The 12,085-nt window shown below is 37.3% G+C and carries 11 protein-coding genes; 3 read left to right on the top strand and 8 right to left on the bottom strand.

Annotation, left to right across the window (positions count from 1 at the left end):
• Nucleotides 1–2: 2 nt before the first annotated feature.
• The 4 genes from JFU24_RS27435 to JFU24_RS27420 form a co-directional block, all read right to left on the bottom strand.
• Entirely contained in the window at nucleotides 3–1,475 is a 1,473-nt protein-coding gene (locus JFU24_RS27435) for a spore germination protein (protein WP_201250765.1), read from the bottom strand.
• Nucleotides 1,456–2,559, bottom strand: coding sequence for a GerAB/ArcD/ProY family transporter (locus JFU24_RS27430; protein WP_201224000.1), 1,104 nt, complete (start codon nucleotides 2,557–2,559; stop codon nucleotides 1,456–1,458). The genes JFU24_RS27435 and JFU24_RS27430 overlap by 20 nt, the downstream gene beginning before the upstream one ends.
• Before the next feature lie 304 nt (nucleotides 2,560–2,863).
• A complete protein-coding gene (locus JFU24_RS27425) occupies nucleotides 2,864–3,013 on the bottom strand; it encodes a DUF2639 domain-containing protein (RefSeq protein ID WP_082527397.1) in 150 nt (49 codons plus the stop codon).
• 52 nt (nucleotides 3,014–3,065) lie between these two features.
• Nucleotides 3,066–4,154, bottom strand: coding sequence for an undecaprenyldiphospho-muramoylpentapeptide beta-N-acetylglucosaminyltransferase (locus JFU24_RS27420; protein WP_446728147.1), 1,089 nt, complete (start codon nucleotides 4,152–4,154; stop codon nucleotides 3,066–3,068).
• Nucleotides 4,155–4,346: 192 nt separating this feature from the next.
• Between JFU24_RS27420 and JFU24_RS27415 the strand changes: the two genes are divergently transcribed.
• A complete protein-coding gene (locus JFU24_RS27415; protein ID WP_207196109.1) occupies nucleotides 4,347–5,456 on the top strand; it encodes a mechanosensitive ion channel family protein in 1,110 nt (369 codons plus the stop codon).
• Nucleotides 5,457–5,585: 129 nt separating this feature from the next.
• Nucleotides 5,586–6,941 carry an MATE family efflux transporter gene (locus tag JFU24_RS27410; RefSeq protein WP_201185381.1) on the top strand — a complete coding sequence of 452 codons (1,356 nt, stop codon included), beginning with the start codon at nucleotides 5,586–5,588 and terminating at the stop codon, nucleotides 6,939–6,941.
• Nucleotides 6,942–7,003: 62 nt separating this feature from the next.
• Here JFU24_RS27410 and JFU24_RS27405 read toward each other — a convergent pair whose 3' ends face one another.
• Nucleotides 7,004–7,777: an SDR family oxidoreductase gene (locus JFU24_RS27405; protein ID WP_053346579.1), complete on the bottom strand. Its 774-nt coding sequence runs from the start codon at nucleotides 7,775–7,777 to the stop codon at nucleotides 7,004–7,006.
• Nucleotides 7,778–7,935: 158 nt separating this feature from the next.
• On the opposite strand from JFU24_RS27405, the gene JFU24_RS27400 reads away from it, so the two are divergent.
• Nucleotides 7,936–8,403 carry an Hsp20/alpha crystallin family protein gene (locus tag JFU24_RS27400; RefSeq protein ID WP_201185383.1) on the top strand — a complete coding sequence of 156 codons (468 nt, stop codon included), beginning with the start codon at nucleotides 7,936–7,938 and terminating at the stop codon, nucleotides 8,401–8,403.
• A gap of 243 nt (nucleotides 8,404–8,646) precedes the next feature.
• On the opposite strand, the gene JFU24_RS27395 is transcribed toward JFU24_RS27400, so the two are convergent.
• From JFU24_RS27395 to JFU24_RS27385, 3 genes are all read right to left on the bottom strand, one after another.
• Complete coding sequence (locus JFU24_RS27395; protein ID WP_201223994.1) at nucleotides 8,647–9,375, bottom strand: CAP domain-containing protein; 729 nt, start codon at nucleotides 9,373–9,375, stop codon at nucleotides 8,647–8,649.
• Nucleotides 9,376–9,954: 579 nt separating this feature from the next.
• Nucleotides 9,955–11,313, bottom strand: a complete 1,359-nt coding sequence (locus JFU24_RS27390; protein ID WP_201185073.1) for an IS1182 family transposase — start codon at nucleotides 11,311–11,313, stop codon at nucleotides 9,955–9,957.
• A gap of 331 nt (nucleotides 11,314–11,644) precedes the next feature.
• Nucleotides 11,645–12,085: a FixH family protein gene (locus JFU24_RS27385; protein ID WP_201185385.1), complete on the bottom strand. Its 441-nt coding sequence runs from the start codon at nucleotides 12,083–12,085 to the stop codon at nucleotides 11,645–11,647.

Below are 12,085 nucleotides of genomic sequence, written 5' to 3'. Positions count from 1 at the left end.
TGTTACTCCCCCTTTTGCGTGCGATCAAGAGCACCTTCATTTTTTTTCTTTGAATACCACGGTCTTTTGAAAATAGCATCTGTGAGTTTTTGGAAATTAGGCGGTGAAAATTCATTCATATATGGAACTCCAAATGACTCAAGACAAGAGACCCAACAAGTAACAATTAAGAAACCAACAAGAAGACCATAGATGCCTAGAACAGAACCTAATATTAAGATAAATAAACGAAGCACAGATACAGTCCCCGTTAAAGATTGATTAACTAATGTATAGGATGCGACTGATGTGACCGAAGCGATAACAAGCATCGTTGGGGACGTCAAACCGGCACGGATAGCTGCATCACCGACAATTAAACCACCTACAACCGCCACAGTTTGACCAACTGCTTGTGGCAGCCTTACTCCAGATTCTCGAAATAGCTCAAATAAACCGAGCATAAGGAACATTTCAATGGCAACAGAAACAGGAAGGCCCAACCTTGAGATGCTGACTGTTGCAAGTAAAGGAAAAGGCATCTGGTCAATGTTATATGCTGATAAAGCTACCCAAAACCCTGGAAGTAAAATAGAAAAAATCAAACCAAATACTCGAAGAAACCGTTCAAAAGAAACGAATAGAAAAGGAAGACTCGAATCTTCAGCTGCTTTAATCTGAAGCAATAAAGTGGTCGGGGCTATGATAACAGTAGGTGCACCGTTCATAAGTACTATAAACCTGCCTTGGGTTAATGATCCGACACAAAAATCGGGTCTGCTTGTATAATGAGTCAAAGGAAATAATTTGAATTTCCCTTTAGAGATGAGTTCCTCAAGCTGATGGCTACTAATTAACACATCAACATCTAGAGTATTCAGTCTTTCACGGACGAGCCTAACAAGTTCAGGATTGATGATGTCATCTATATACATCAGTGCTACTGTAGTTTGACTGCGATTCCCAATAATAAACTCTTCGTAAGAGAGGGAACCTGTTCTCAGCCGTTTACGAATGAGAGCAACGTTTGTCGAAAGGTCTTCAACAAATCCATCACGTGGTCCACGAAGGGATACTTCAAATGAAGATTCCTCTGGCTTCCGGTTGGGAACATCAGGCAAAGGTAATGAAAATAGCTGTTGTGATTGTTGAAAGAAAATTAACACTTCGCCGCTAAAAATCCGTCTATTTACATCGTCGTTGTCAACTGGACTGCAAGAAATTTCTGTCAATGCTAATGAAGGATGAAATGCCGTTATCATATTTCTAATATTATCTTTCTTATCTAACATTGATTTGAGGTTTCGTAATACATTGCCATTCAACTCAAGAGTATCTACCATTCCAGGATAAAAAAATAAAGTGATTTTAGCTGTTTCGTCATTTTCACCTAATATCACCTTAAATGATACGTCCGGACTATTGCTGAAAAGCTGCCTGAAGAACTCTTCGTTATAAAATGACTGTTCAATTTGTTTATTTTTGAATAGTTTCATCAGAAACCTCCTTCCGTTTAGGTTGTATAACTGCGGTAACTGTAAACAAAAGAATTAGGGTTACAAGGAAAAAGAAAGTTCCTTGAAAATAATAGTTCTTTAAAAAATCATAAAAAATGATATTACTAAGAGGAATAATAGTGATGATAACCATCATAATGGCAAGACTCATGAGTATCCCCTTTTTAATGAGCAGTGATTTGACTCTTAATAAATCAGGAATTAAAAACATGGCTATAGAAATTCGAATAAATGCGCCTGAAAGCCATTGATATATGGAAAAGAAGTCAGTATGGGCAATATATTTTCCAATTGTCAACAGTCGCCATTGTTCATAAGCCGGATAGCGCATTTCATTAGACAGGACGGGTCCAAACTCAACAATGGCACCAGTAAGCGGCCCGAGAATTAATATAGTTACAATAACCATCATTCCAATAACTGTTTTCAGCTTAATGGAATCCCCATTAGATAGGTGATGCTGGAACAATATAATGATAATCAACTCCAAATATCCATTTGCTATGTAGTACATTGACTTAATGCCATGAAAATAGCCTTGTTCGAATAGAGGAAATAGAAAATCATAATTTTTTTCGGGAATATTACCAGTGGCTACAAAGATACCAAGGATAATGACAAAAGGTAATAAAATAGCTGAATTAATAGCAATTGATCTAAGATTCGAGTAAGAAAGTGCAGCACATATCAACGCAAAAGGAATAATAATGGCAAATGGTGGTGTTTGATTTAAAGAAGTTGTATTGATCCAGTCAACCATATCTTTAGCTGTCGTCAAGATGATCGTAATCAAATAAATTACGAGGAAAAAGAATATCAGCTTGGTAAATCGTTTACCAATCCGATTTTCCAGCCAGGGAAAGAGGTGTTCTTTTTTTTTCTTTTTTAATATCCAATATAAAAGGAACCCCCAAGCTATTGATAAAAGTCCTGTAAGAGCGGCAAATAACCAAGCATCTCTTCCCGCTACCTCTAGTACGAGAGGAATAATCATAACGTGATTCAGCAATCCTACTGAAAGGACAACAATATTTAGTGAGGATTTGGAATTAATCTTTGTCATGTTTTAAACTCCGAACTTAAAGTATTTTATATAGGAACCAGCAACTGTTTACTGTTTATTATTGAGGTTTATCTTTTGCTGAATATTGGGTTTATATCCAAGGATTATTTTTCATACAAAAAAGAAGCCGATCCTCTAGTTAGAAATTCCCAAAAAGAGTCGGCTTCTTTATTATTTATTCTAGTTTCGTACTATTCTACTATTATAGACTTTTCACAAATTTTTTTAGGTTTACTAATCTCCTCACAAAAAGTTAACGACGTTTAGAAAAAAGAACCGCAACGTACTAGCAGTTACGGTTCTTTTATGGTTTCTCTTTTTGCAGGTCTTCGTATAAACGTCTCAAAATATGGGTTTTATAAAGCTCCAGCTTTCTTCGCTCAATTGGATGGTATCTTATTTCTGCATCTTTTAATTGTTGAACGAACCAACCTTTGGAATATTTATAAGCCATACTACCCCCTCCTCTGTTCGAAAAAGATATGCTTTGAAGAGGGAATTGATACTTATTTTTTTGCTGTCATTACATCAATTAATAAATCATACATTTCAGCCGCCGTTTTGAATGGGCGCTTTTGACGCATTTTCGCTTGATACTCATCTGATTTATTCACTAAATCAGCTAATGTGCTATTAAAGATTTGATCATTTAAATCTTCTTCTTGAATGACTTTACAAAAACCTTGTTTTTCAAAGCTTGAAGCATTTAAAATTTGATCCCCACGAGATGCATTGGCACTTAGCGGAATGAGCAACATTGGCTTTTGCAGACCAAGGAATTCAAAGATTGAATTTGAACCAGCCCTTGAAACAACTACATCAGCCGCTGCTAAAAGGTCAAATAATTCTTCGTGGACATATTCAAAAGGAGCATACCCTCTTTGTTTCAATTCCGTTTGGACATTCCCTTTTCCACAAATATGAATAATCTGGTAGTCCTTTAATAATGCTTCAAGGTTTTCAGTAATCAATTTATTGATTTTTACAGCTCCAAGGCTGCCACCCATAACGAGTAACACTGGCTTGTTGTTCGTAAAACCACAAAATGCTTTTCCACTCGAAGCGTTTCCAGAAAAAATCCCATCCCGTAATACTGCTCCAAGATACATGGCCTTCTCTTTTGGCAAGTCCTTTTCTGTCTCCTGGAACGTGGTGAAAATTTTCGATGCAAGCGGCATTGCAATTTTATTAGCTAGGCCAGGTGTATAGTCCGATTCATGTATGGCAATCGGGATTCTCAGCATCCTTCCCGCCAATACGACTGGTACGGATACGAACCCGCCTTTTGAAAATATGAAATCAGGCTTTGTCTTTTTTAAAATTTTTCGTGCATCAAAAATCCCTTTAATGACTCGGAACGGATCTTTTAGGTTCTCCGCTGATAGGTATCGTCTGAATTTCCCAACTGAAATCGTTTCATAACGGATTTCAGGAAATTCCTTTTCGATAATATTTTTTTCTATACCTTTTTTTGAACCAATATAAGTAATATCCCAATCATGCTCTAAAAATTCCGGGATAATGGTCGCATTAACAGACACGTGGCCGGCTGAGCCGCCTCCGGTAAACACTATTTTCTTAGTCAATATTTCCACCTTCCAAACTTAAAAAATCACTTTGCATCCATATTACCATATATCCCTAACATTAATAACTTGAAAAAGTATTCAGTGAACCGTAATGTAACGTAATAAATGTAATCATCGATTAATTTTCCTTTTTCATTATGATTATATTATAATCTTAGTATTCTACAATACTACAAGATACATTGGAGGAGTAATACATTGCAAGAAGTTTCTCAATCTCTCCATCAATTTGATGGAATAGAGGCATGGACCAAACTAGGAATTTCAATAGGTATTTTTCTAATCGTCCTTTTGCTTCGGAAAGTATTTACCACCTATATATTCAAGTTCTTTCTACGAGTTGCAAAAAAACGCAAAGTTGAATTTGCAGCCAACTTAATGCTTGCCTTAGAACAGCCGATGAGATGGCTTATCGTTTTGCTCGGTGTGATTCTATCGTTGTATTATTTTCCGATTGACATACCTTCGGATGAATTAAAATCGAAGATATACCGTTCATTTTTTGCTTTCTTATTCTTTTGGACGATGATCAATATCAGTTCGATCTTAACCATCCTTTTTCCGAAATTGGTCAGTAAATTCGGTCTTGAGGTAGATCTAATTGTCATGCCATTCTTTACAAAAATCATTAAAATAATCATCATGGCTTTGGGCTTCTCTATCATTGCGGAAGAGTGGGGATTTAACGTCAATGGATTTGTTGCCGGACTTGGCTTAGGAGGATTAGCCTTTGCACTTGCCGCTAAGGATACCGTCAGCAATTTCTTTGGAGGAATTGTCATCGTTACAGAAAAACCCTTTACCATTGGTGATTGGATCAAAACACCAAGCGTGGAAGGAACCATTGAAGATATCACATTTCGAAGTACCAAAGTACGGACTTTTGCCCAAGCTTTAGTTACTGTCCCGAATGCTACCCTTTCGAATGAACCTATCATCAACTGGTCAAAAATGGGTAAAAGACAGATTGCTTTTCATCTAGGTATAAATTTCACAACACCAAAAGATAAGTTGGAAAACGTCATTAAGAGAATAGAAAATATGCTCATTGAACACCCAGAAATACATCCAGAAACGATTCTTGTGAAATTTGACGAGTTTAGTCATTCTGGTTTCAATCTCTACCTATATTTCTTCTCAAATGCAACAGACTTTGGGGGATATCTATCACTCAAAGAAGATGTTAACTTTAATATAATGGAGATACTTGAAAATGAAGACGTTCAAATCGCCATCCCTTCACAAGCATTCATCCTTCAAAAAGACTCAACCGCGGACATGAATGAATTTGAATCCATGCGCGACTGACAAAAAGACTTGCCGTTTTTACGGTAAGTCTTTTTTGGTATCAAATAAAAACTTAAACCATCACAAGCTTATGTGATATAATTCTTTCATTGTGTGGAAAATTTCAAATATTGATATTGAGGTACATCGATGAATCAGACTTATACAAAATCACAAAAGATCCGCCTATTATTTTATATATTAATCCCCATTCTGATCACTCAAATTGGCCTTTATGCCATGACATTTTTTGATGTGATGATGTCGGGACAGTACAGTACGCAGGACGTTGCTGGCGTTTCAATCGGTAGTTCACTTTGGACACCTGTTTATACGGGGTTGAGCGGGATTTTGATTGCCTTAACGCCGGTAGTCTCACAGCTCGTCGGTTCCAAGCAGTCGAAATCCGTTTCCTATTCAGTAATGCAGGCAGTTTATTTAGCCGTCACTTTAGCTTTAGTCATTTTAATCATTGGGGCGTTTGCATTAAACCCCATATTAAATGCCATGAATCTTGAAGATACTGTCCACCGGGTAGCCCATGACTATTTGATCGCCCTTTCAATCGGGATTATTCCCCTATTCGTTTATAATGCGTTGAGAGCCTTCATTGATGCGCTTGGCCAAACTAGAATTTCTATGATAATAACCTTATGTGCACTGCCAATTAACGTCGTATTTAATTACCTGTTAATATACGGAAAGTTTGGATTCCCTGAACTTGGCGGCGTTGGTTCAGGGTATGCAACAGCAATTACTTATTGGTTAATTGCCCTGGTTGCCATCCTTGTTGTGGTGAAAATCAGCCCATTTTCAACCTATAAAGTTTTCCGTGAGTTTTTCCGGATTTCCTGGAAAGAGTGGCGTGCACTATTAATAATTGGGGTGCCTATCGGGCTGGCTATCTTTTTTGAAACAAGTATTTTCTCAGCGGTTACCCTTTTGATGAGTAAATATGATACCGTGACAATTGCTTCGCACCAGATTGCAATGAATTTTGCATCATTGCTTTATATGATGCCGCTAAGTATATCAATGGCATTGACAATTGTAATTGGATTTGAAATCGGGGCAGCTCGATACAAAGATGCCAAAGAATACAGCTGGATTGGGATTACCATGGCATTAACGATGTCGCTTGTTTTGTCGGCCATTCTATTTCTCTTCCGTGAACCCGTCGCGTCGGCATACACAAAAGACTATAATGTAATGATGCTGACATCACATTTTTTAATATATGCAATCTTCTTTCAGATTTCTGATGCACTCCAGGCACCTATACAAGGAATACTACGAGGATATAAAGATGTAAATGTTACCTTCGCTATGTCTCTAGTATCCTATTGGATTCTAGGGCTACCCATCGGTTTTATATTTGCAAAATATACAGGTATGGGAGCCTTCGGATATTGGATTGGCTTAATTTCCGGTTTGGCTCTTGGAGCTATAGGTTTGGCAGCACGTTTAAGGTATATACAGCAAGTAAAATATAAAAAAATGGTTTAAAAAAAGGTGAGGCCGAATTAACGGACTCACCTTTTTCCATTTTAATAACCAAATTAAACAAACTAAGCTTTGTGAATTTTCCCCAAAACATCTTTTCCACCTGTAACCGGAATGATGCTTCCGGTAATAAAATCGGATTGTTCATCACATAAGAACGTGATGACTCGAGCTAAATCTTCTCCCGTCCCCGGTCTGCCAATTGGAACAGTTACATCCTTTTGTCCTTTTGCAACTATTATCTCTTCTTCCTTCCATTCACCAATAATATCGCCGGGACAGACCATATTCACGGTGATTCCATTTGTTGCTTCTTCAACCGCTAAAGTTCTAGTTAAGGAAGTCAATCCGCTTTTGGCTGCGGCAAAAGCGGAACGATAAATCCAACCTGGTGCCGTCTCACAGCGGTCAAACCCTAAAGTAATGATCCTACCCCAACTTCTTCTGCGCATATGAGGAATAATTTCCTTAGCAAAATAGAAAAAACCATTTAAATTACCGTTCATAATGTAATTCCACTCATCACTGCTATATTCAGTCATAGGCCTACGTTCATGCATATATGGCCCAGCATTATGAATGAACATGTCAACATGTCCGAAGGCTTCTATGACCAATTCTGTTACCTGTTTACAATCTTTCTCACTTGAAGCATCACCTTCAAGAGCGAGCGCCTTAATATGGTACCTTTCCTGCAATTCAGTCACCAATGCTAAAGCTGCTTTTTTACTTTTTCGATACGTAATGATAATAGACACTCCATTATTTGCGAGTGAATAGGCGATTCTCTTGCCGATTCCCGTTGCTCCTCCAGTTATAAAAGCTACTTTATCATCCACAGGCTTTCCCTCTTTATCTAATGGATTTTACTTAATTATACATAAGTTTGATTCATTTTCTATAATTTAGCAAATATACAAATGAACATCTAGGCTTCAGCCTGCATAAAATAACAGAAATAACCCTGTCAGTTGATTGCAGGAGAGAGGAATTCAACATGTTTCCTTGGAATTCACTTTTTTCTTTAAAAAATAATTCAAACCAAAAGGATTTCATGAAAAATATGCAGCAAAGTGATGTACAGTCGTTCATTGAAAAGATATTTTCGCAGATGATCCCTGAAAATATGCAAGGAATGATGCAACAAAACGATACTAGCTCACAAAAAGAAAATACTAGAACTGAACACCCTTTACATGCCGAGGTATTTGAAACCCATTTATTTGTCTTTGTAAGAATTCCCATAGAAGATGAAGCCTGGCTAAAAAAAATGAAACTTTACCATACATCTAATCAATCCATCGTTGAGGGAATCCCAGAAGCGACGGACCGGCATGTAATTACATTGCCTGCTCTTGTAAAGAAGAAAGGAGCATCCGCACAATTTAAAGAATCAACATTGGAAATCCGTCTGCAGAAAAGTTTCAATGCCCAGTATTCGGAAATTGATGTATCTGATATTTAATTTGGCGCTACTGGAGCCTCACTAATGAATAAGTGCGGTTCCTGCTTTTGTGTTGATGCGAGTATTTGTAAAATCGATGCTATTTATAGCAGTATCGACTAAATTTTATTCGGATTTGATGGAATTCATTCTATTTAGAATCAATTCCCTTATCTATCCTATATATTTCAACGACTTAATAAAAAAAAAGAGTGCACCCATATGATTCCCAGGGTACACTCTACTATTAATCTATCATTCTTATTATTTTCCGATGAACTGTTGAGTCCAGTAGTTACCAGATTCTACGTAGCCTACTCCGATATGAGTAAAGCTTGAGTTCATGATGTTTTCACGATGTCCTTGGCTGTTCATCCAAGCTTCAACTACTTCTTCAGGTGTTTTTTGACCTTGTGCGATATTTTCCCCAGCTGATGTGTAGCTGATTCCAAATTTTTTCATCATATCAAATGGAGAGCCATAAGTTGGGCTATTATGATCAAAGTAATTTTTGTCTTTCATATCTTGAGATTTCAAACGAGCAACCTTGCTCAATTCTGTATCTATTTTAAGAGCTGCCAATCCTTGTTTTGCACGCTCTGCATTAGTTAATTTAACCACTTGTTGTTCAAAAGCGCTTAATTCAGAGCTTGTCTCTGTTTTTTCATCAGTATTTTTTTCAGGTTGTGAATTCGTAGTTCCAGCTGGTTTTTGAACTGGTTTTTGAACTGGTTTTTGAGCTTGTTCTTGAGCTGGTTTTTGAACTGGTTGTTGAACTGGTTGTTGAACTTGTAAGGATTGTGAAGCAGGTAATGTTATGTTGTATTTAGTTAAATATTGGTTAAGGACTTTTTGCATATCTTCTTGATTAATAGATTTATATGTTACTTGTTTAACAGTATCACAGTTTGCTGCTTCTGCTTGGTTAGCTCCCACTCCAGTGAAAATTATAGCTGCTGCTGCTGCTGCTGACATAAACATTTTCTTTTTCATTTGTAATTCCTCCTGTAAAGTTCATTGGTGTTTTGTTTCTGGATTCATCATAACATGCGTTTTTTGTAATATAGGAACCATCTATTTCCATATGTTTTACAGGTAACGAATGTGAAAAAATTTTGATCCAAGTTTCAGAAAAAGTAATCAAAAAAGCTTTCTCTATCGATGTTTTGGGATCTAGTACATATACTCATATTTTTCCAGACAATCCTTGTCAATGGTAGTTACATAGAACCATTTCCATGGAATACTAATAACTTTTAGTTGACATCTCGTTGCCAAACCCTTTAGTATGACTTTCTTTACTTTTATGTTACAAATTTATCGATTTAAAGTTGATTTTCGTCATTTTTATGTGTACTTTTTTCTTAAGTAATGAGAATTCAAAATTCATATACTCTAAAACTATATTAAAACTCTTAATTTTTACAAAAATAAAAAACAATCCGGGTAAACCCCGAATTGTTCAGTTTGTAGACAAAAGGGGTCCAGAATGTTTTAATTCTGGACCCCTTTTGAAATTCCCTTTGAATTTTGATCAAGATTAAGAGATTGGGCCTCTACGAGCCCACTTTATTAAGCCATTATTGGACCTTGCCATGTCCAATTGGCAATCTTCTTTAAATTCATGGCAGCGAATGTAAGCATCGCCTGCATCGACAATTTTTTAAGTCCCCTTAAAGTAGTCCAACGCATACCATGCTTTTCTTTTGCATCTGCGAATACACGCTCTATTGTTTCTTTGCGTTTCGCATATATAGGTTTTACATCCTTGTGGTGACGCAGATGATCTGCTTCTTCCATATAATTTTGCCAGATATGGCGTGTCACCACTTTTTGATGGTCTTTGCTTACTGTACACTGTGATAAAAATGAGCATGTCGCACAAGTGTGTTTGGGTGATTTGTACTCGCGATAGCCCTCTTTATTTGTTGTTGAGTACTTTAAAATCTCGCCCGATGGGCAGAGATAACAATTAAAATGTTCATCGTAAACATAGTCATGCTTGCGAAAGAACCCTTCTTTTGTTCGTGGACGTGTATAGGGTAAAGCTGGTGTGATTTCTTTCCCAAAAAGGTAGCTTGTAATGGCTGGTGTTTTGTAAGCTGCATCTGCGGCAACAGCTTCAGGTTTTCCAACTTTCTCAATCACTTGTTCAACAAGAGGCTCTAAGATATGACTATCATGCGTATTTCCTGGTGTTACAATCGTCCCCAGCACAAAACCGTTGCGGTCTGCAGCCGCATGAAATGAATAGGCAAACTGTTTTGTTCGTTCATCTTTTACATAGTAGCCACTCTCAGGGTCAGTTGAACTTTCTTTAATTTCTTTGGTTTCTTCTTTATCAAATTTATCCGGTGGAAAAGGCTTCTTTCCATTGTTTTCACGATCTTGATTTATTTCTTCTTGAAGGCGTCCTTGATATGCTCGTGTTTCCTTACGAACGATTTTCTTTTCGAATTTCCGCTTATTCGCACTGGCTTTCACATGTGTTGAATCAACGAATACGTGCTCTGCACTAATTAACTTTCTTTCTGAGGCTGTCATTAAGATACGATAAAAAATCTGTTCAAACAGGTCTGTATCTTTAAAGCGACGCTCATAATTTTTCCCGAACGTTGAGAAGTGAGGTACTTTATCATGGAAACCGTAACCTAAAAACCAACGGTAAGCCATATTCGTTTCAACTTCTTCAATCGTTTTACGCATCGAACGAATACCGAAGGTATATTGAATGAATGTCAATTTAACTAAAATAACTGGATCAATACTTGGGCGGCCTATCTCTGAATACATCTCTTTCACCAAGTCATAAATGAAAGTGAAGTCAATGGCCCCCTCAATTTTACGAACCAAATGGTTCGCTGGCACCAGTTGATCCAAAGTAATCATTTCAAGTTGATCTCGCTGAATAGAATTATGTTTCGAAAGCATCGTCATCACCTCAAGTTTTAATACTCCTATATTAAACAAAAAAGACTGTAGGAAAAAGTGTTTATTTCTAATTGTTAAAACAAAGTTGATTGGAACGGAAGGTGCGAGACTCCTGCGGGAAAAGCGTGTCCAAGGGAGACCCCACAGGCGCAAAGGCGCCGAGGAGGCTCCCTGACCGCCCGCGGAAAGCGAGTGCCCTACGTTCCAATCAACGTTCGAATTTTTACACCCCTCAAAAAAACTGTAGACAAACTCGATTTTCATCGAGTTTGTCTACAGTCTGAACAATCCGGGTAAACCCCGAATTGTTTTAGTTTTATCAGTAAAATTATTATTTCTTTTCTTCATCATTCATCTCGTCCATTTCCTTTTTACCTCCGTTTTCTTCAGGCTGACTTGGTTTGCCTATGACGAATTCCTCTTTAGGCATGTTGTGCATATTCCTTGCCGTTACATGAGCATAAACATAATAGGTTCCTTCTTTATCAAAGGTTTTTTCCAATTCATAGATACCTTTTCCTTTATGTTTTACAGCCGTTTTGTCGTGGTCATCACTATTTGCAAGCCATATTTCAAAACTGACATCATCCGCATCCGTCACTTCTTCATCCCCATAAGTCACTTTTGCCTGAAACTTTACCGGCTCATTTATTTCTCCTTGAACAGGATCGACAGTTAACTCGACATTTAGCATTTTCGGAATTTCCTCTTCCTTGCCACATCCTGCCAACAAGATTAAAGCTGTACATAATAACATTATCTTTTTTATCAT

It is taken from the genome of Peribacillus sp. TH27, assembly GCF_016650915.1.
Taxonomy (GTDB): domain Bacteria; phylum Bacillota; class Bacilli; order Bacillales; family DSM-1321; genus Peribacillus; species Peribacillus butanolivorans.
The sequence above is the reverse complement of the archived record's forward strand: the minus strand, read 5'-3'. Positions and strand labels throughout refer to the sequence as shown.

What these genes read in the sequence shown, in the direction of transcription:
- JFU24_RS27410 (WP_201185381.1), top strand. Translation starts at nt 5,586, where the DNA reads ATGAATCAGACTTATACAAAATCACAAAAGATCCGCCTATTATTTTAT.
- JFU24_RS27430 (WP_201224000.1), bottom strand. Translation starts at nt 2,559, where the DNA reads ATGACAAAGATTAATTCCAAATCCTCACTAAATATTGTTGTCCTTTCA.
- JFU24_RS27425 (WP_082527397.1), bottom strand. Translation starts at nt 3,013, where the DNA reads ATGGCTTATAAATATTCCAAAGGTTGGTTCGTTCAACAATTAAAAGAT.
- JFU24_RS27400 (WP_201185383.1), top strand. Translation starts at nt 7,936, where the DNA reads ATGTTTCCTTGGAATTCACTTTTTTCTTTAAAAAATAATTCAAACCAA.
- JFU24_RS27385 (WP_201185385.1), bottom strand. Translation starts at nt 12,085, where the DNA reads ATGATAAAAAAGATAATGTTATTATGTACAGCTTTAATCTTGTTGGCA.
- JFU24_RS27395 (WP_201223994.1), bottom strand. Translation starts at nt 9,375, where the DNA reads ATGAAAAAGAAAATGTTTATGTCAGCAGCAGCAGCAGCAGCTATAATT.
- JFU24_RS27435 (WP_201250765.1), bottom strand. Translation starts at nt 1,475, where the DNA reads ATGAAACTATTCAAAAATAAACAAATTGAACAGTCATTTTATAACGAA.
- JFU24_RS27390 (WP_201185073.1), bottom strand. Translation starts at nt 11,313, where the DNA reads ATGCTTTCGAAACATAATTCTATTCAGCGAGATCAACTTGAAATGATT.